The organism is Hymenobacter sp. BT188 (assembly GCF_014333585.1).
In the GTDB taxonomy this organism is placed as follows: domain Bacteria; phylum Bacteroidota; class Bacteroidia; order Cytophagales; family Hymenobacteraceae; genus Hymenobacter.
Genome location: NZ_JACSCW010000002.1, coordinates 517,042 through 535,893, shown reverse-complemented (window position 1 = coordinate 535,893; position 18,852 = coordinate 517,042). Strand labels below are relative to the sequence as shown.

The window sequence follows — 18,852 nt, the reverse complement described above, 5'->3', positions numbered from 1 at the left end:
GTGAGAGAGACCATGCCAGCCCTAAAACAAGTAACAGCGCCCACGGCTGATCTGAAAGGCAAGTTAAAGGAAGTTTTCGGGTACGGCCAGTTCCGCGGCACCCAGGAAGCCGTCATCCAAAACGTCATTGACGGTCATAATACCTTCGTTATCATGCCAACTGGGGCGGGAAAGTCGCTCTGTTACCAGCTGCCGGCGCTAGTGTTGCCGGGCACAGCCATAGTGATTTCTCCCCTGATTGCCTTGATGAAAAATCAGGTCGATCAGTTGAATGCTTTTGGCGTGAATGCCCAGTTTCTGAACTCAACGCTATCGAAATCAGAAATTAATCGGGTCAAAAAAGATGTAATCAGTGGTGAGGTGCGCCTGCTGTACGTTGCCCCTGAGTCGCTCACCAAAGACGAAACCATCGACTTCCTGCAAAAGGCTACCATTTCATTCGTAGCCATCGACGAAGCGCACTGCATCTCGGAGTGGGGCCACGATTTCCGGCCCGAGTACCGCAAAATTCGCGGCATTATTGATAACCTAGGGGCTAATGTGCCTATCATTGCGCTTACGGCTACGGCCACGCCCAAAGTGCAGCTGGATATTCAGAAAAACCTGCAAATGGACGACGCTTCAGTGTTCAAAACGTCGTTCAATCGCACCAACCTCTATTACGAAGTCCGGCCGAAGCACAACACTAAAAAGCAGCTGATTCAATACGTCAAGCAGCACAAAGGCAAGGCTGGCATTGTGTATTGCCTGTCGCGCAAGAAGGTTGAAGAGATTGCAGAGTTACTGCGCGTAAATGACGTGAAGGCCCTACCCTACCACGCTGGCCTCGATCCGCAGGTCCGAATGGCTAATCAGGATGCGTTTCTGAATGAGGAAGCCGACGTTATTGTGGCCACCATCGCATTCGGCATGGGCATCGATAAGCCCGACGTGCGCTTTGTGATTCACTACGATACGCCCAAAAGCATTGAAGGCTATTACCAGGAGACTGGCCGCGGCGGTCGTGATGGCTTAGAGGGCAATTGCCTTATGTTCTACAGCTACGATGATATCGTGAAGCTGGAGAAGTTTAACAAGGATAAGCCCGTTACGGAGCGCGACAACTCCAAGCTGCTCTTACAGGAAATGGCCAACTACGCCGATTCGGCGGTGTGTCGGCGCAAGCAGCTGCTGCACTATTTCGGCGAGACGTTTGAGAAAGACTGCGGCTTCTGCGACAACTGCAAACACCCGAAAGAGCGTTTTGAGGCTAAAGACGAAGTACTAATGGCCTTAAAAGCCGTAGTTCTTACGGAGGAGCGTTTCGGCCTCGAGCACATCGGTACGGTGCTGATGGGTATGAATAATGCCCATGTGGAAAGTTACGGCCACAACAAACTGGACGTATATGGGCAAGGCAAAGAACATGATGCTGCCTTCTGGCACTCGGTGCTCCGTCAGGTGCTACTCAATGGTTTTTTAGAAAAGGATATTGAAAATTTTGGGGTCGTTAAAATGAGTCCTAAAGGTCAAGAATTTATCGAAAATCCTCATTCAATTAAGCTCACCAAGGACCACAACTACGACGAGGAGGTTCAGCAGGAGCAGCAACAAGAAGAGGTGCAGCAGGCCGCCGGCCACGACGAGGCATTATTTGAAATGCTGAAGGCCCTGCGCAAGAAGATTGCGAAGGATAAAAACCTGCCTCCTTACGTCTTGTTCCAAGATCCATCGTTGAAGGAAATGGCCACCACCTTCCCTGTGAAGATGGATGATCTTGCCCACGTGGGCGGCGTTGGTCAGGGCAAGGCTACCAAGTTTGGGGGGCCTTTTTTGCAGCTGATTCAAAAGTACGTTGAGGATAACGACATCATGACGGCTGCTGATGTAGTGGTGAAATCGGCCGTCAACAAGTCAAAAATCAAGATTTATATCATTCAGCAAATCGACAAGAAGATGGATTTGGAGGAAATAGCTTCTTCCAAAGGCATCGACATGCGTGAGCTAATGGAAGAGATTGAGCACATCTGCTACGCCGGCACCAAGCTCAACCTTAACTACTACATCGACGGCATCCTAGACCACGACCGCCAGGCCGAAATCACGGATTATTTCCTGCAGTCGAACACCGACAATATTGCTGTAGCCCTGAAAGAACTCGGCCCTGATGAGTATACAGAGGAAGATCTGCGCCTCATGCGCATCAAGTTTCTGAGCGAGTACGCCAACTAAATAGCAGCTTGACCCACAAAAAAGCCCCCCAGACATATCTGGGGGGCTTTTTTGTGCTAGATAAACAGTATGATCTGAATCAAATATCTAGCAATACTCTTCGAATGCGCCTTGCAGATTATTTACAATACGCATCGTGTCGCTACCTTCAATGTGGTAGCGCTCAATCATATGCACTAGCTCACCATCTTTAAACAAGGCAATGCAAGGTGATGAGGGCGGATATGGCAGCATATGCTGACGTGCTTTCTCAACGGCTTCGGTTTCCATGCCGGCAAATACAGTCACCAGCTTAGCAGGCTTCTTGTCGGCGCTGGCCAAGGCCATTTTTAGGGCTGGGCGGGCTTTAGCAGCGGCGCAGCCACATACCGAGTTGACGGCTACCAGCACGGTACCGCTCTGCTCGTTGAGCACTGAATCAACTTCTTCGGGGGTCATAAGTTGCTCGAAGCCGGCCGACGTAAGGTCTTGGCGGATAGGAGCTACCATGTATTCGGGATATGATGCCATGAGAGATGTAGGCTGAAATGAAAAAATCAAATGAGTGGCCCGGAGGCTGCGCAAAAATACGCAAACTTCGGCGTCGCCTGCACAACCATTATTTAAGGACACTGGTTGCGCCCCATCGAATTTAAATAAAGATAAAGCACAAGCTGTGCCGCCTTAGCAATGATTACTATAAAGTATTTTGACTAAAGCATAAATCAAATTATTATTAACAAAATACAATTCAATAAAGTTAATAACTATCATACAGGCTTATTGAGCAAATAAAATTATATTTAACACCTGAAAATCATCTATACTGAATAACATGCTACGCATCTATATACTGTTTATTCTGGCTGGTATTGCTGGCACTACCCACGCTCAGGTCGACACTGTGCGTGCCAGCACGCTACCACCGGCCCAACTAGCGGAGAAGCTTTATAACAGTGGCGTAACGAAATACAACAGCAAGAGCTATCAGGCTGCAATTCAGGATTTTGACAAAGCACTGGCTGCTCGCCCCGACTTCGCCAAAGCGTATTACAACCGCGCTACCACGCGCTACGAGCTAAAAGAGTATTCGCAGGCCGTGCAGGATTATGACGCGGCCATCCGATTGGAGCCGACGGGTCATACCTCCTACTTCGGGCGGGGCCAAGCTCGCGAGGCAATGGGGCAACGCACTGAAGCCGAGCAGGACTATACAAAAGCCACCGAAACCAAAGCCGATTTCGCGCCGGCCTGGTATTATCGGGGGGCATTGCGATTCGAAAAAGGCGAGTACCAAGCGGCTAAGAGCGACTTTGATCAGGCGTTAAAAGCTGACCCAAACTATGCCTACGCTTACCACGACCGAGCTAGTGCTCAACGGCAGCTCAGCAACTTTACGGCGGCCATTCAGGACTACACGAAAGCCCTGACCCTACAGCCCGATTTGCTGCCCGCCCTTCTAAATCGGGCAGCCACCCGCCGTCGTGCAGGTGACTTAAAAGGCGCTATAGCTGATTACAACGACTATCTGACCAAGAAAACGGATAACGCCATAGCCTACAGCAACCGTGGTAGTGCCCGCTACGAGGCGGCCGACTATCGCGGAGCTGCTGAGGATTTTAGCAAGGCGCTCAGCCTCAATGCTTCCTATACTTTTGCCTGGAATAATCGGGCGGCAGCCTACCTCAAGCTGGAGGACTACAAAAAAGCGGTTGCTGATGCAAGCAAGGCTATCAGCCTTAATCCACAATACGCAGAAGCTTATCTCAACCGCGGCCACGCACGCGAAATGATCCGCGACGCGGGTGGCGCTTGCCAAGACTGGCGCAAAGCCGCCGAGCTTGGCCTGGAAGCCGCCAGCAGCTATGCCGCGAACTCCGGCTGTGGCAGCGAATAAAGCCTGATATATACGCGGCGAGCTGCACGACGGCAAATGCTAAATATCCCCAGACGCTGATCAGCGCAGAGGAAAACACGTCAGATTAATACAGTACCACAATGTATAAGCTATTTCTATTCGCTATCCTGCTCTTCGCACAAGCAGCCCATGCGCAGAGCGTTGAGTTTAGCAAAGACCGTTTTGGTGACAATAAAGAGGGTCTGAAAGCTGCCTTGCGCGAGATGAAAGAAGGTGACGGTAGTTACGATATGGACCCGCCCCGCTACGAGCAGGCATTGCCTCACTACCTAGCCGCCCAAAAGTTTAACCCAGATAATGCGGAGCTAAACCTTAAAATCGGCGATTGCTACTTGCACTCGGGTTTTAAGCCGCGGGCGCTTAGCTATTTGCAAAAGTCGTATAAGCTGAGCCCCGATGCTGATCCGCGCATTCATTACTTGCTGGGTCGGGGATTACATTTAAATGGAAAATGGCAGGAAGCCATTGCTGAATACAAAGCCGCTCAGCCGGCCTCGGGGGGCAAAAATACCGCTCCGATCTTGGCTGATATTCGCAAGAAGATAACCGAGTGCGAGAACGGGCAGAAAATGAGCAAAAAGCCCGTTCGTGCTTTTATTGATAACGCTGGCCCGAGCATCAACTCGCCCTACGCTGACTACAGTCCGGTAATCTCGGCTGATGAATCGGTGCTGATGTTTACCTCGCGGCGCGATAACTCAACCGGAGAGCAAACCGACCCCGAAACCGGCGGCTTTTTCGAAGATATTTATCAAAGCACCCGCACAGGCCAAAAATGGGCCGCGGCCCGCAATCTAAAGGCCCCGGTAAACACCGATGGCCACGATGCTACCGTCGGGCTCGCGCCCGATGGGCAGCGCATGCTGGTGTATGTGGAGGACAATGGCGGCGACCTGCACGAAGCCAACTTGCGCGGCGCGGAGTGGCGCAAGCCCCAGCGCTTGGGCGCCCGCATCAACAGCAAAGGCCACGAGTCGTCGGCGGCTTACACGCCTGACGGACGCAGCCTGTACTTCGTGAGCGACAAGGAAGGCGGACTGGGCAGCCGCGACATTTACAAAGTGGAATTGGAAGGCCGCGGCCCGGCCCTGAACCTTGGTTCTACCATTAATACTCCGTATGGCGAGGAAGGCGTGTTCCTCCACCCCGACGGCAAAACAATGTACTTCAGCTCGGAGGGTCACAACTCGATGGGCGGCTACGATATCTTCAAATCGGTGTTTGAAAACGGCAAATGGAGCGCGCCCGAAAACCTTGGCTGGCCGATCAACACCCCCGACGACGATGTGTTTTTTGTAATCTCTGCTTCCGGTCGCCACGGCTACTATTCCAGCTTTCGTGAAGAAGGTTTGGGGGGCAAAGACATTTACCAGATCACTTTTCTAGGTCCGGAAAAGCCCCCCATACTTTCTCAGGAAGATCAATTGTTGGCTAGTCGGATACAGCCAATAAAAGAAACTATGTTGGCTCCACCGGTGCCTATTGCCACAGCTCAGGTAACTATTCTGAAAGGTGTAGTGACGGACGATGTCACAAAGCAACCGCTGGAAGCCACAATCGAGGTAATCGATAACCAGCGCAATGAAGTTATTGCTTCCTTTCTGGCGAATGCGCAGTCGGGTCGTTATCTGGTGTCGCTTCCCTCGGGCGTTAATTACGGCATTGTAGTGCGTCAGGAGGGGTACTTGTTCCACTCTGAAAACTTTGATCTGCCAGCCGGCGCGGCATATTCAGAGGTGATAAAAGATATTGGCCTCAAAAAGCTGGATGTCGGGGTTAAAGTCGTGCTCAACAATATTTTCTTCGACTTCGATAAGGCCACTTTGCGGCGCGAAAGCACCAGTGAACTGGAGCGTTTGCAGAAACTATTGACCGAAGCTCCAGCCCTGCGTCTGGAAATCAGCGGCCACACCGATAACGTAGGCCAAAGCGCTTACAATAAAGATTTGTCGCAGCGGCGCGCGAAGGCGGTCGTAGATTATTTGGTGGGCAAAGGCATCGATAAAGCGCGCCTTACCTTCGCTGGCTATGGTGATGCGCAGCCCGTGGCACCAAACGGCACAAAAGCAGGCCGCCAGCTCAACCGCCGCACGGAGTTTAAAGTGACAGGTAAGTAACCTGGCAGGAATTTTATAAAAAAAGCCCCCATTATACTGCTGGGGGGCTTTTTTATGATGTAACGCGGGCTTTAGCGTTCATGTTCTGCTTCTTCGGCAGCCTGTGCCTCGGCATTAACCCGCAAGATATTGAGAGTCAATGCCCAGAGGTCTTCGTAGGGAATGATCTCGCTCTCCGCATACGCGTCGCCAGGCTGCGGAGCTTCCCGCAAGCGGTTAAGCAGACTTTGGCCTTTCTTCTCGCAGGCCTGGGGGGCAAAATCTTCCCGCACAGTCAGCAGCAGCAGCCGAAAAAACAGTTGACTACGCAAGGTAGCCGGGTCGCGCAAGTGATTCTGCTCATACTTACGCAGCCCTTCCAGACGGGTAAGCAATGCATCCAGATTGCGCTGCCGCAGATAATACAGAAACTGTAGCACCAGAATGGCCACGTTATAGCCTTGCTTGTCGCGGCTATAGTCAGGTACAGTTTGAATAAACTGGCTGAACTGTAGCCGCAGAGCAGTTCCCTCGGGCTGAATGAAGTGCAGGTACACTTCAAACAGGTCCCAACGCTGTATGGCCGCCGCGCGCTGCTTCCCATAGTAGGGATTTTTGCGCGCTAAACGTAGTATTTCGTATGCTTTACTGTACTCCTTGGCGTGCAATGCCAGCAGCATGTAGTGCTCCAAGAAGTAGAACCAGTTCGCTGAGGAAGGATGAAAGTCCTTGATGTATTCCTCAGCGAGCTGTAGTCCGTGCTCTACCTGGCGGCCCCGCAAATGCGCCCACACACTGATGAACTTATTGAATCGGGTGTCAAACCGCTTTTTGTTGACTTTACCTTCCTCAAATAACGCCTCTGTTGTACCGGTTATCTTAATAATTTCTTCAAAATTTCCTGACAGTTCCTCGCGCATCAATTGCAAACGATACACATATTCGAAGGTATTGTAGGTGTTAATTTTGCGATGCAATGCCTCAATTTTAGTGATGTGTTCGGAGAGCTCATTTAGCAATACACGCCGCGAACGCACCGTTTGGGCCTGCTCCATCCGCACACCCAGATACACATTTTTGGCCTGCTCTTCTACCACTGCCACATTCTGATAGTGAACCAGTTGATCAGAAATCGTACGATATTGTGTAGGCTTTCTTAACTGTGCATACAAATCGCGCAGGAAGCCTAAACTCATTACTGTATACTGCGTAAACTCGCCATCCAGCGCCAGTCGCAGACACTTTCGTGCTAAACGTTCAGCAAGCTCAAACTCACTTTCCCTGAACAATATATTTGCCTGATGAAACAGTTCTAAGCATTGCAGTTCGTACCGCCTTGAGATCAGATGACGGGGATCTGTATGATCAAGGAAATATAAGTGGTTGAGCAGCTTCTTCTGTACTCTCGACTTCAGCTTACGGAAAGCTGCCTGGTTTGTGGAATTAACCTTAGCATAGAGCGCCTTAACAACTTGAAGCTGAGTAGCCTGTTGCTCACTACTCAGCATCTGGACCAAATCAATTTCTTTATTAGAGGATGATTTTGCGCTAAAATCAATTAGAGGAGGCATTCCAACTCGTCTATCAATAATTATTTTAGCCAGATTACTGATGTCTTCCATAGATAGAGTACAATTTTAGAAAGTCAGATGGGCTTGTTATGTAATGAGGCAAATATCCGTGATTTGTGCTTCCAAATTAAGCAACCTACCCATAGCAATTGGCTTTCAAGCTCAGTAAGTTCATAATTAAACTATATCTTAATTTTATACTAAACCCACTCTGAATACCCTAACTATAATGCCAATTACATAAAAAAATTAATATAAATAAGTTTAGATTTGTTTTTTATTATCAATTACGCCCAAATTAATATTTATAATATCCTAGTCATATTTGAACGTTAATCTTCCTTTCTTATCCATCCCAAACGTCTCACATTTGTGTAGTTCAATACTTGAACTCTCCACAACTAACTGACATCATGCTAGAATTACTTGCTCTCGCCCTTCTTCAATTTGCTACTCTAGTTTCCTCTCCTACTACTAATGCAACTGCTAAAGGTGGCAGCAGCGGTTGGAGCGATGGCAATGTATCTGCATCGACTAAGGGTGGCAGTAGCGGCTGGAGCGATGGCAACCTAACGGCTGACGGCGGCAGCAGCGGCTGGAGCGACGGTAACGTTCGCTAGGGTCTATAGATATTAGAAACGCTCAGTAGGCACTTTACCTACCATTTCATATACGCTTCGGGCAAGTTAGCTAAGATACACCTCCATCAGTTGGGGAATCTTAGCTAACTTGCCCGGCGCCGTTTCTACGCGGTTGTTAGCTTATGCGGCGATTAATCTGGGGGCTGAGTCTCTACATTCTTATTGGTTTTTTGCCCGCTTGCAATCCACAAGCCTCGCCTTCTGATGCGGTTCGGGTGCGGTGGGTGCGAGACCCTGAGTCATTAAATCCGCTCATAATTCCTAATGATCTTGCTAACCAAGCCATTGGGTTATTATACCAAAACCTGCTGACCGTAGATAACCAAAAGCAGGTGTGGGTACCATGGTTGGCCGAAAAGCTGCCTATAGTGCAGCACCAAGACTCGCTCACACTGCTTACGTACCGGCTCCGCAATGCTGCCAAATGGGATAATGGACAACCCATAGTGGCTCAGGATGTGGCCTTTACCCTGAAATTAATGAACTCTCCGGGTTTGCCGAATGAAGCAGCCCGGACCCGTTTTAGCTTTATTCAGGATGTGCGGCTGGACTCAGCTGACGCACGCCAATTTACGCTTGTATGCCGTGGGCGTGCGCCTGAGTATGTGCATGACTCCGGCGATTATCCAATTCTCCCAGAGTATGTATTAGATCCAAAACGGCAGCTACGTACCATTCCTTTAACCGTTCTGACCCAGCCCGCTCTCGTTTCCTTAAGTCAATATCCCGTACTAGCGGATTTTGTGCGGCGTTATAACGCAGCTAATCTGGATAAGAGCCCAATGAATCTTCCTGGTTCAGGCCCTTATCAATTGACAGCCTGGCGCAGTGGGCAAGCCCTTACCTTTCGCCGTAAAACGAACTGGTGGGCCGACCAGCTGCCCGTACAGCAGCCTCCATTACTAGCAGTCCCAAAACAGATTGACTTTCAGATAATTCCTGATAACGCTACTGCGTTGCTGGCGTTGCGGCGGGGTGACATAGACGTTTATCCAATGGTGCCCGCAAACGAATTCGACCGCCTTCGTACATCAGAAAACGGCAAGCAGGCGTTGCGCTTCTACACCGCCGACTCCTACGAAATGGTTCTGGCAGGCTTTAATACCAGCCGCGCTCCGCTTAATGACCGGCTGACACGCCAAGCCCTGAACCACTTATTTAATATACCAGCACTCATTAAAGCCACCCAAAATGGCATGGCATATCCGAGTGTTGGGCTTATTAATCCACAGGAAAAGGCATTGTATAATGATAGTCTTCCCCTGCTCACTTTTGCGCCCCAACAAGCAGAAGTACTATTGAGTCAAGCAGGCTGGGCAAGGCAAGGTGCAGGCGGCTGGACACGGCCTACAGCGGGGGGGCAAACTCAAGCTCTGGAGTTGAGTATTACCTATCGGGCAGGTGATGCTACCTTCGAAACCATCGCATTACAGCTCCGCAACGCGGCAGCCCAGATTGGCATTCCCATTCAGTTGAGGCCTACTGAATCAACTCTACTGCTAAGTAAGCTACGAGCCGGCGACTTTGATGTTTACCTGCGTACACTGTCGGGCAATCCTTTTGCCTACGATTTCAGTCCTATCTTACACTCTGCGAGTATTGACATCAGCAACTTTACTCGCTTTGGGACACCAACAAGTGACAAGCTTATTAAAGCTATTGTGCGTGAGGAAAACCCAGCCCGCAAAGCACAACTGCTGCGTAAGTTTCAGGTGATTATGCGAACAGAGAGCCCTATTGTTGTTCTGTTTGTTTATCGCTACCGCCTGGCTGCAGACCGACGACTTACCAATCTGCGCGTATCGGGCCTACGACCAGGCTACGACGTTACGACGATCGAACCGCTGCCGGAAAGCTAGATCAGCATGGGGCGTTTTCTTTTGTACCGGCTTCTACGCACTATTCCAGCCACCTGGGCCATTGTTTCAATTGTTTTTCTGCTTAGCCGGACGCTCCCTACCGATGATTTATTAGGCCAAGCCCTAATCGATAAAAGTGTGGGAAGCCGGAGCATTACTGCAGCCGAACGTGAAGCTACACTTCTGAGGGTACAACAACGACTAGGACTTGCGGGGCCAGTCTTCTACTTTTCTCGTATTCATTCTACGGCTGGTACGGTGTGGCAATGGAATGGTACTGACAATCAATATCATCGGTGGCTTAGCAACGCAGTAAAAGGGGATTTGGGCCAATCATATCGTAGTGGCCAACCGGTTACGGCCGTCTTAGGTGAGGCACTGTGGTTTACGTTGCCCCTAACTACTAGCGCCGCGTTACTAGCTACCCTGCTATCGGTTATTCTGGCCTTGTGGCTCGTGTGCGGTGGACCGGCGTTTCTGCTCAGTATTTTGTACGGAATTGATGCCTTGCCGCTATTTGTAGTGGCGTTGGGGTTAATGTTACTGCTGGCCAATCCTGATATTATTCCGCTTTTCCCGGCGTATGGCATGGGCCAACAAACCACCGAAAATACCCCCTGGAACGTTCAAATCAGTTCTTACCTCTATTATAGCGCGCTCCCGCTAGCTAGTTTAATTCTAGTGAAGCTGCCGTCCTTAGTTGTGCAGCTCCATGACGCTCTACGTCATGAACTGGGAGCTAATTATGCAAATACCGCTCGCGCTAAAGGACTTTCGGCTTATCAAGTAGCCACGCGGCATGCCTTACGTAATGCGATGCTGCCAATCATTGTCTTACTCACCGATTTGCTGCCCGCACTTGTGGCAGGCGCCGTGGTAGTGGAGGTAATTTTTGCATTGCCTGGCATGGGCAGGCTGCTGGCTGACGCCGCCGCAGCGCATGACTTTCCGGTGCTTGTGGGGGGCGTTTTACTGGTAGCAATGATGCGTCTGCTTGGGCTTGTAGTAGCTGATATGCTGTACTTTCTAACGGATCCACGAATTCGTTTGCAGGCATGAGGCTGCACAAAAAGGGATCAACTCTACAGATGATTGCAATCGGCTGGCTGCTGCTGGTAGCCAGTGTTGGCCTGCTGGCTCCGTGGCTCCCCTTGCCTTTTCCGCCCGATTCTGTCGACCTAAATAATATAGCTCAGTCTCCGTTTTTGCCCCCCAGCGACGTCAAACCTTCTCGTCATTGGCTGGGAACTGATGGATACGGTCGTGATGTGTTAACAGCTTTGGTGTACGGAGCGCGCACGGCGTTATTGGTGAGCTTGCCAGCAGCCTTTGCTGCAACTGTCTTAGGCACTTTTCTGGGCAGTACAGCTGGCTTCTGGGGTAATTCCGGGTTTCATATTCCTATTGTTTACTGGCTGATAACGAGCTTGTTGTTTCTGGGAGCAGTAGGACTTGCCTCTGATTTCCCTCCACTTTGGTGGACCCTGCTTTTGGGCTTAGTGGCTGTTACTGTGATAAGCAAACCGCTGATGCGAATCCCTATGCTACGGCTTTCGTGGCCTTTGCCGATTGATCGTCTGGTACTGGGTGCTGCATCTTTGCTGGCTTCAGTGCCGCGTTTGGTGCTTATTCTGGCGTTAGCTGCCGTGCAGGATTCTTCCTTGATAGGTCTATTTCTACTCTTAACCTTCACTTATTGGCCCGAGCCAGCTCACCTGGTGCGTGCAGAGCTTCTGAGAGTGCGTGCTCTGCCCTACATCGAATCAGCTAGAGCTATAGGCTTGTCTGGGGGGCAAATTCTGTGGCGTCACGCATTGCCAAATGCCTGGCGAACGGTGCGCACAGCATTTCCTCTCAGCCTTAGTGATCTCATTGGTTTAGAAACCACGCTTTCCTTTCTCGGAGTTGGTCTGCCATCCGGAATGCCTAGTTGGGGCCGCACATTAGCCGCCGCCCGGCTTGATCCAACCGCCTGGTGGCTGATTATTTTTCCTGCTTTAGCGCTAGCAGGAACCACATTAGCGCTCCGCCAACTAACTGCTAACAGAATTACTGCATAATATATATTTTTTCATATGTCACAAAAAGCGAAGAATTATTCCTTTTTAGAAGATATATAGCCAATAGGGGTTTGGTAGCATTAATAATCAGTTTTGAAGTCTCAAATTCATTAAAACCTCATAAAAGGATAGATATTGCTATTGCTACACAATTATCACTCCTAGGATAAAGAAGAATAAGTATAAAATATTAAAATAGTTCAAGTCACAAAAGTAGGTTTGTGTTCCTTTCCACAAGGTATATTACAGTCGTACTATTGTAACGAAGATCGGGAAGGGCTTGGAAGCCCTACTGGTTTTTACTCCGCTTGCCTGATCTAAGCTCTTATGCCCTCTTTACTTTTGAAACGTCGTCAGGGGTACGCTTTGCGTTACTTATTGATAGAAATGGCGCGGCAATCGGCCCCGCAGATGTCCGATTTTGAAACTATTGATGGAGACTTGGTCCCCTATGCTGTGGCACAATCTGCTTTGCGCAGTGGCCGGGCAGTTATAGTTGGCAATTTGCTTGTAGGCATGGTCGCCTCAGCAACGGATGGCAATTGGTAAATTAAAATAAATGGTTTCGGCACGCGGCATTTGCTCGCGGCGCTGTCGAAACAATAAAGGTTGTTGCAATAGGTGTGTTAAAAAACCCGCAGGTTCTGCCCGCGGGTTTTTTGCGTTTATGCCTCTCCCGTTTGGCGGGCCAGTAAGGCTATTCCTTCCTGAAAAGTGTGTGGCTTGAAACCTAGTTCGCGCTGGGCTTTGGTAATAATGAAGCCAGTGCGCGGAGGGCGCTTGGCGGGCTGCGTAAACGTACTGCCGTCGGCTTTTATAATCAGCGATTTGTCGAGTTCGAAATAGTCGGCAACCTGCAAAGCCATCTGGTAAGGCGTCAGCAGCTCGCTGCTACTGATATTGTAGATGCCCGTCGCATTATGCTGTGCCACCAGCCAACAGCCCTGCGCCAGGTCTTCGGCTAAAGTAGGCGTGCGGAACTGGTCGTCGACAACTTTAATCTCTTTCCCAGCGCGTAGCGAATCGCGCACCCAGAGCACGATGTTGGTGCGGCCATAGTCATGCACGATGCCATAGACAAGCACCGTCCGCACAATGGCCCAAGAGCCTTTACTAGCTTGTACCGCTTGTTCAGCGGCCAGCTTGCTTTCTCCATAAAAGTTGATGGGAGCCGGTACTTCTTCCTCTGTCAGGGGGCCTTTTTCGCCGCTGAATATAAAGTCAGTACTCACATGAGTGAGATGAACCTGCTGCTGCTCACAGGCCTCCACGAGGTGCTCCACGGCTGTTACGTTCTGAAGCCAGCACGACTCCCTATTTAATTCGCACTCATCCACATTGGTCATGGCAGCCGTGTGAATAAGATGAGTCGGCTTTTCGGTGCTTATCACCTGCTGTACCTGGCTTCGGTCGGTTACATCCAGTGGCACGAAGCGAAGGTCAGGATAATGGTCTGCCAGCTTGTTAGTGCCACGCGAAGTAGCAATGATTTCGACGCCTTGTTGCTGCCGAAGCAATTCGACTAACTTCTGGCCTAACAACCCATTAGAACCGGTGAGTAGAATACGCATACACGAATGAATTTTATAGTGGGGAGATCTTAGTATTGGTACCCGTATAGCTGCGTGATTTTCTTCTTTTTCAGCTTGTCCACCTTCACAGTCATCTTCACATCGGTGGTGGGCCGGTCGCGGGGTCCGGTTGGCTGGGCGGCAATTTTGTCGATTATATCCAACCCACTAATTACCTGTCCGAATACTGTATATGCACCATCCAGATGCTTGGTGCCCTGATGATTCTGAACAATATAAAACTGCGAGGCGCTACTGGCGCGGGTAGGATTAACATAGTCCCCCTGACGAGCGGCAGCCACCGCCCCGAACTTATGCTGTAGCTCAGGCCGAATTTCGGCGGGAATAGAAGCAGCATCAGGCTGACCAGCACCATCGTTGTTAGGATCGGCGTCTTTGGTGTTTGGATCGCCCCCCTGAATCATAAAGTCCCGTATAACGCGGTGAAATGCTGTGCCATCATAGAAGCCGCTTTCGGCCAGCTTCAAAAAATTAGCTTTATGCTGAGGAGTCTGATCATAGAGAATCAGTTTCATTTCACCCAGATTGGTATTGATGGTGACTACCTGATCCTTTTTGCTTTTGCGGGAGGCTTTTTTAGCCTGAATAGCGGGTGAAATAAGGAACAAGAACGCTGACACTAACGCCCAAACGCGGAAAGTACTATTCATGACACTAAGAACTGTGGTAGTAATGGGTTTAAATAAGGTTGGTGTGCCAAATGCCGAATTCGCATTTCAGGCTGAATCAGCTTAAAACGTACTTGACTCCGACTCACGATGACTGCGGATCTCAGTTAAAATTTGCTTGCCACCACGACTGAGCACCGTTTCAGCTAAGCTGATGCCCATAGTCTCTGCTTGATCTACGTCGGTGATGGCGCTGATTTCCTCTACGTACTGCTGCCCATCGAGGCTAATGAGGCCACCGTGGAGCTGAAGCAAGCCTTCATCGGTGTACGTTGCAAGGGCAAAGGATGGAATGCTGCAGCCACCCTCCATAGTGCGCAGAAAGGCTCGCTCGGCGCGCAGGCAGGCATGCGTGTCAGCGTGGTCTAGAATACCTTGGATAGCCACTTTACGTCCTAAATCTAGATTCTTAGCGCACTCGATAGCGACACTTCCCTGGCCGGCCGCCGGCACAAACTGCGTTTCGGGTAGCACATGCGTAATCAGGTGGTCGTACTCCATACGGTGTACGCCGGCAAAGGCCAGCACCAACGCATCATATTGACCTTCTTCTAGCTTGCGCAAACGGGTTTGCAGATTACCGCGAGCTTCTGCCGTGATGATATCAGGGTAATAGCGCTTGAGCATGGAGCGCCGCCGCGTACTGCTGGTGCCCAATATAATGTTTGGCTGCTGTAGAGAGAAGCTAGGGTCAAAGCTCACGATTACATCGTTCACCTTCTCCCGTTCCATGAAGGCCAGCAGTTCCAGATCATCCGGAATAGTGCTCTGCACGTCCTTGGCGCTATGTACTGCAATATCTATAGTGCCATTGCGCAGACTTTCTTCTAGCTCTTCCGTGAACACGCCTTTAGCCCCGATTTTATCGAGGGAGCGGTCGAGCACCATGTCGCCTTTAGTAGTGATAATGACGATTTCAGTTTGAAATAACTCCCGCTCTAGGCAGGCCGCTACGTGGTTAGCCTGCCACAGTGCCAATCGGCTACCACGGGTACCTATGCGGATGGGATGGTCGAAGAGCGTGGTTTTCAACTAACTATTTTAATTAAATACAACTCATTAAAGCTTGCTGGGGGGCAATTTTGAGCCTGTCAGACATTAGTAAGTTCTGCATGATGACGCTTAGATTGCTTTTACTCCCCCATCCGTGACACTGTGCAAAGCTACAAATGCCTTCACCAACGACATGGCTATAGCTGGTTTAGCAGTAGCTATAGCTAATTAGCAAATTGTATTTTGTGCCTTTACAGGGCTTAGACAGGCATTTTTAGCAATTCTGCTATCCGTAAAGAGGTATCCACGAACACCATGCGCGGATTGGCATTGCGCTCCACATGGTAGTGAGCATCGTTCAGCTCAGTGGTAATGGACTCAGCATTGCCGGGATGCACGAAGCGGCTGAAGCGCGTCACAAACTGTTGCTCGGCGGCGGGCAGATGCGGGATTAATTGTGGATCGAGGCCGTACAGCAACACTTTGCGCAGTAATCCGAGGGCGTAATGTAAAAACTCCTTCTGATTTTCGCGTCCCATCTTTTGAAACTCGTCGCTTTTCTCCAGCACTTTGGAAAAGTTGTCCTGAAAACACAGGCGCATCCATTCGGTGAAAAAGGTAAAGTAGTCGTTGTCTGGGGCGGTACGAGAGGCCAGGGCAGTTCCGAGGTTACCGTCGGCTATCTGAGCGAGTTGGCGGGCTTTGGCCTCAGGTATGTACTGCTCATTGTGCAGATAAGCTGTCAGCTCATCTTCGGTGAAAGGCCGCACTATTACTGGTTGCACTCGGCTGATGATGGTGGGCAGGAGCTGTTCGGGCGCATGGCTGACCAGCAGAAAAATAGTGGCGGCCGGGGGTTCTTCCAGCAGCTTCAGCACCGCGTTGGAAGCAGCAGGATGCATCAGCTCGGGCAGCCAGATAATCACGATTTTAAAGCGTCCCTCAAACGCTTTCAGCGACACCAACTTTAATAGTTGCAGGCTTTCCTCCTTGGAAATACTGCCCTGTTTGTTCTCAGCACCAATGTGCTGCATCCAGTCATTAAGTCCCTGGTAAGGATTATCCAGCACAAAGGTGCGCCAGTCGGCGGCAAACTTGCTGGTTACTGCATCCTTCGGCACTTGCTTGGTGCTGGTGACAGGCACTATGAAGTTTAAATCAGGATGAATCAGCTTATCCATCTTCTGACAAGCCGGGCACTTCCCGCAAGAATCCGCATCGGCGGGGGTGCGGCCCTCACAGTTCAAGAAAGTGGCATAGGCTAGAGCCAGCCCCAGAGCGGCCGAGCCCTCGGCACCACGAAAAAGCTGCGCGTGCGCCACGTGCTGCCGCTGCACCGACTGCACCAGCAACTGCTTTACTTTAATTTGATCAGGAATTTCAGCGAAGCGCATGAACGTAGTCGCTTGGTTAGGCTATTCTATAACTGATGGCTGCGTTCCGCTAGCTCTTTCCCACACTCTATCCTTGGCCGTTGCCTCAAATACATGCTGCATGATTGCCTGCTCCGTGGCGCTATATTCCAGTTGACGCCGAGCCATTACGCGCTCAGCCACTTCGGCTACTTTGGGGAGCTTAAAGGTTTCGAAGCCCGCTGAGCCACCCCAGCTGAAGCTCGGGATGAACGTGCGCGGAAATCCTGCCCCAAAAATATTGGCCCCTACGCCTACCACCGTACCGGTGTTGAACATGGTATTGATGCCGCATTTGCTGTGGTCGCCCATCATCAGTCCGCAGAATTGCTGGCCCGTATTTACGAAACGGCCCGCCGCGTGGCTCCAGATTTTGACCGGGGCGTAGTTGTTCTTAAGGTTAGAAGTATTGGTGTCGGCGCCCAGATTGCACCACTCTCCTATCACGGAGTTGCCCAGGTAGCCGTCGTGGCCTTTGTTGGCATAGCCGAAAAAGATAGAATTACCCACTTCGCCGCCCACTTTGCAGTAAGGACCCACGGTGTTGTCGCCACGCATTTTGGCTCCTGGGTTGATGTGGGAGCCCTCGCACAAAGCCAGGGGGCCTTTTATAATAGCACCTTCGTGGACTTGGGAGTTTTTGCCCAGATAAATCGGACCCTCTTCCGCGTTCAGAATGGCCGCTCGAATCTTCACTCCGGGCTCAATAAAGATACTTTCAGCTTCGTACACGATGGTATGCACATCGCCGATAGGTTCTGATTTTCGGCCACGAGTAAGTAGGTCGAAATCCTGCCGAATCTCGGCGCCATTGCGCAGAAACAGGTGCCATAACTCACTGATTACGGTCACGGGCTCGGCTACTTCGGTGGTGCTAGCTAAGCCATCCTGAATTAGCTCAGCTACTTTGCTGGCATCGGGCAGATGAGCAGCCACCAGCAAGTCGCCATCGACGAGCGCTTGTCCGGGGGGCAAATTTTGCACCTGTCGCGCCAATAAGTCATCGGGCAGCACGGCACCATTGATTACTAATGCCGGGCCGCTTACAGCTCCAGCCGGAAACTTGGCTTGCAGGTAGGCTTCCGTCAGATAAAAAACCTCTTGGCCTAAGCGGTGCTGCCACTTTTCGGCAATGGTCAGGATGCCGCAACGCAGGGCAGCTACGGGCCGAGTAAACGTGAAGGGCAACAGGCGCGGCCGAATAGCAGGGTCGTCGAAGAGTAGGACGTGCATAGCTTTTTTGGTGACAGGTGTCACGAGTCGGTTGTCAGGACTGGGGGGCAATTTGGCCCCCAGATATATTCGTCGGCAAGTTGGCACAAATAAAAACTCCCACCAGACATGCCAGTGGGAGTTTTTAATACTTGGTTCTTTAAGTCGCCATGGTAGGCAACGCAGAACGGATAACCGAATGACTACTTCTTCTGGTAGCGGTTGCGGAATTTCTCCACGCGGCCAGCAGTGTCAATAAATACGTTTTTGCCGGTGTAGAAGGGGTGCGAAGCGCTGCTAACTTCCACTTTTACAACTGGATAAGTCTTACCATCCTCCATTGTGATGCTCTCAGTAGAGTTCATCGTGGAGCGAGTGATAAATTTGAAGTCGCTGGAAGTGTCCTGAAACACGACTTCGCGGTACTCGGGATGGATGTCTTTTTTCATGGTCGGAAATACCGTTAAAACCTTCTATGCCTGCCGATTTTGCGGAAGGGATTGCAAAAGTACGCGTTCCGTTTGAAATTAAAAACTTGTGGGGGGCTTTTCCTAGGCCTTACGCCTTACAGTGAGCATACTAGCGGTTTTTGATTAGTTTTGAGCGCTATCCTTATTGCGTTTTTAGTATACATTTATGT

Annotated in this window: 16 protein-coding genes; 8 read left to right on the top strand and 8 right to left on the bottom strand. The window is 50.5% G+C overall.

The genetic code is table 11. From position 1 onward, the window contains the following. Positions 1 to 12 precede the first annotated feature (12 nt). Positions 13 to 2,211: a DNA helicase RecQ gene (gene recQ / locus H8B13_RS06420; protein ID WP_187309977.1), complete on the top strand. Its 2,199-nt coding sequence runs from the start codon at positions 13 to 15 to the stop codon at positions 2,209 to 2,211. Positions 2,212 to 2,298: 87 nt separating this feature from the next. Here recQ and H8B13_RS06415 read toward each other — a convergent pair whose 3' ends face one another. Continuing rightward, entirely contained in the window at positions 2,299 to 2,721 is a 423-nt protein-coding gene (locus H8B13_RS06415) for a BrxA/BrxB family bacilliredoxin (RefSeq protein ID WP_187309976.1), read from the bottom strand. Positions 2,722 to 3,025: 304 nt separating this feature from the next. Here H8B13_RS06415 and H8B13_RS06410 point away from each other — a divergent pair, with 304 nt between their 5' ends. Together H8B13_RS06410 and H8B13_RS06405 are read left to right on the top strand one after the other, a co-directional pair. Beyond that, positions 3,026 to 4,087: a tetratricopeptide repeat protein gene (locus H8B13_RS06410; RefSeq protein ID WP_187309975.1), complete on the top strand. Its 1,062-nt coding sequence runs from the start codon at positions 3,026 to 3,028 to the stop codon at positions 4,085 to 4,087. A gap of 101 nt (positions 4,088 to 4,188) precedes the next feature. After that, on the top strand, positions 4,189 to 6,225 hold the full coding sequence (locus H8B13_RS06405; RefSeq protein WP_187309974.1) for an OmpA family protein: 2,037 nt from the start codon (positions 4,189 to 4,191) through the stop codon (positions 6,223 to 6,225). 71 nt (positions 6,226 to 6,296) lie between these two features. On the opposite strand, the gene H8B13_RS06400 is transcribed toward H8B13_RS06405, so the two are convergent. Beyond that, the gene (locus tag H8B13_RS06400; protein ID WP_187309973.1) at positions 6,297 to 7,400 is read right to left on the bottom strand and encodes a hypothetical protein; all 1,104 of its coding nucleotides are present in this window, start codon (positions 7,398 to 7,400) and stop codon (positions 6,297 to 6,299) included. A 788-nt stretch (positions 7,401 to 8,188) separates the two neighbouring features. Here H8B13_RS06400 and H8B13_RS06395 point away from each other — a divergent pair. From H8B13_RS06395 to H8B13_RS06375, 5 genes are all read left to right on the top strand, one after another. Next, positions 8,189 to 8,395 carry a hypothetical protein gene (locus H8B13_RS06395; protein WP_187309972.1) on the top strand — a complete coding sequence of 69 codons (207 nt, stop codon included), beginning with the start codon at positions 8,189 to 8,191 and terminating at the stop codon, positions 8,393 to 8,395. A gap of 143 nt (positions 8,396 to 8,538) precedes the next feature. Beyond that, positions 8,539 to 10,275 (top strand): ABC transporter substrate-binding protein, encoded by a 1,737-nt coding sequence (locus H8B13_RS06390; protein ID WP_187309971.1) that lies wholly within the window; start codon positions 8,539 to 8,541, stop codon positions 10,273 to 10,275. Positions 10,276 to 10,533: 258 nt separating this feature from the next. Then, positions 10,534 to 11,334: an ABC transporter permease gene (locus H8B13_RS06385; protein WP_187309970.1), complete on the top strand. Its 801-nt coding sequence runs from the start codon at positions 10,534 to 10,536 to the stop codon at positions 11,332 to 11,334. Next, entirely contained in the window at positions 11,331 to 12,335 is a 1,005-nt protein-coding gene (locus tag H8B13_RS06380; protein ID WP_187309969.1) for an ABC transporter permease, read from the top strand. The genes H8B13_RS06385 and H8B13_RS06380 overlap by 4 nt, the downstream gene beginning before the upstream one ends. Before the next feature lie 327 nt (positions 12,336 to 12,662). Then, positions 12,663 to 12,884 (top strand): hypothetical protein, encoded by a 222-nt coding sequence (locus tag H8B13_RS06375; RefSeq protein WP_187309968.1) that lies wholly within the window; start codon positions 12,663 to 12,665, stop codon positions 12,882 to 12,884. Positions 12,885 to 13,000: 116 nt separating this feature from the next. Here the strand turns inward: H8B13_RS06375 and H8B13_RS06370 are convergent, their stop codons facing one another. From H8B13_RS06370 to H8B13_RS06345, 6 genes are all read right to left on the bottom strand, one after another. Next, positions 13,001 to 13,906, bottom strand: a complete 906-nt coding sequence (locus tag H8B13_RS06370; protein ID WP_187309967.1) for an SDR family oxidoreductase — start codon at positions 13,904 to 13,906, stop codon at positions 13,001 to 13,003. Between the two features lie 29 nt (positions 13,907 to 13,935). After that, positions 13,936 to 14,577 carry a peptidylprolyl isomerase gene (locus H8B13_RS06365; protein WP_187309966.1) on the bottom strand — a complete coding sequence of 214 codons (642 nt, stop codon included), beginning with the start codon at positions 14,575 to 14,577 and terminating at the stop codon, positions 13,936 to 13,938. 81 nt (positions 14,578 to 14,658) lie between these two features. Further along, positions 14,659 to 15,627 carry a hydroxymethylbilane synthase gene (gene hemC, locus H8B13_RS06360; protein ID WP_222841351.1) on the bottom strand — a complete coding sequence of 323 codons (969 nt, stop codon included), beginning with the start codon at positions 15,625 to 15,627 and terminating at the stop codon, positions 14,659 to 14,661. A gap of 221 nt (positions 15,628 to 15,848) precedes the next feature. After that, entirely contained in the window at positions 15,849 to 16,982 is a 1,134-nt protein-coding gene (locus H8B13_RS06355; RefSeq protein WP_187309965.1) for an ATP-binding protein, read from the bottom strand. A gap of 21 nt (positions 16,983 to 17,003) precedes the next feature. After that, the gene (locus H8B13_RS06350; protein ID WP_187309964.1) at positions 17,004 to 18,233 is read right to left on the bottom strand and encodes a GlmU family protein; all 1,230 of its coding nucleotides are present in this window, start codon (positions 18,231 to 18,233) and stop codon (positions 17,004 to 17,006) included. Positions 18,234 to 18,415: 182 nt separating this feature from the next. Beyond that, positions 18,416 to 18,661 carry a type B 50S ribosomal protein L31 gene (locus H8B13_RS06345; RefSeq protein WP_187309963.1) on the bottom strand — a complete coding sequence of 82 codons (246 nt, stop codon included), beginning with the start codon at positions 18,659 to 18,661 and terminating at the stop codon, positions 18,416 to 18,418. Positions 18,662 to 18,852 lie beyond the last annotated feature (191 nt).

Excerpts from the sequence above, each read along its gene's own strand:
- recQ (WP_187309977.1), top strand. The coding sequence starts at position 13 with ATGCCAGCCCTAAAACAAGTAACAGCGCCCACGGCTGATCTGAAAGGC.
- H8B13_RS06380 (WP_187309969.1), top strand. The coding sequence starts at position 11,331 with ATGAGGCTGCACAAAAAGGGATCAACTCTACAGATGATTGCAATCGGC.
- H8B13_RS06400 (WP_187309973.1), bottom strand. The coding sequence starts at position 7,400 with ATGAGTTTAGGCTTCCTGCGCGATTTGTATGCACAGTTAAGAAAGCCT.
- H8B13_RS06415 (WP_187309976.1), bottom strand. The coding sequence starts at position 2,721 with ATGGCATCATATCCCGAATACATGGTAGCTCCTATCCGCCAAGACCTT.
- H8B13_RS06350 (WP_187309964.1), bottom strand. The coding sequence starts at position 18,233 with ATGCACGTCCTACTCTTCGACGACCCTGCTATTCGGCCGCGCCTGTTG.
- H8B13_RS06390 (WP_187309971.1), top strand. The coding sequence starts at position 8,539 with ATGCGGCGATTAATCTGGGGGCTGAGTCTCTACATTCTTATTGGTTTT.
- H8B13_RS06370 (WP_187309967.1), bottom strand. The coding sequence starts at position 13,906 with ATGCGTATTCTACTCACCGGTTCTAATGGGTTGTTAGGCCAGAAGTTA.
- H8B13_RS06375 (WP_187309968.1), top strand. The coding sequence starts at position 12,663 with ATGCCCTCTTTACTTTTGAAACGTCGTCAGGGGTACGCTTTGCGTTAC.
- H8B13_RS06345 (WP_187309963.1), bottom strand. The coding sequence starts at position 18,661 with ATGAAAAAAGACATCCATCCCGAGTACCGCGAAGTCGTGTTTCAGGAC.
- H8B13_RS06365 (WP_187309966.1), bottom strand. The coding sequence starts at position 14,577 with ATGAATAGTACTTTCCGCGTTTGGGCGTTAGTGTCAGCGTTCTTGTTC.
- H8B13_RS06395 (WP_187309972.1), top strand. The coding sequence starts at position 8,189 with ATGCTAGAATTACTTGCTCTCGCCCTTCTTCAATTTGCTACTCTAGTT.
- H8B13_RS06405 (WP_187309974.1), top strand. The coding sequence starts at position 4,189 with ATGTATAAGCTATTTCTATTCGCTATCCTGCTCTTCGCACAAGCAGCC.
- H8B13_RS06355 (WP_187309965.1), bottom strand. The coding sequence starts at position 16,982 with ATGCGCTTCGCTGAAATTCCTGATCAAATTAAAGTAAAGCAGTTGCTG.
- H8B13_RS06410 (WP_187309975.1), top strand. The coding sequence starts at position 3,026 with ATGCTACGCATCTATATACTGTTTATTCTGGCTGGTATTGCTGGCACT.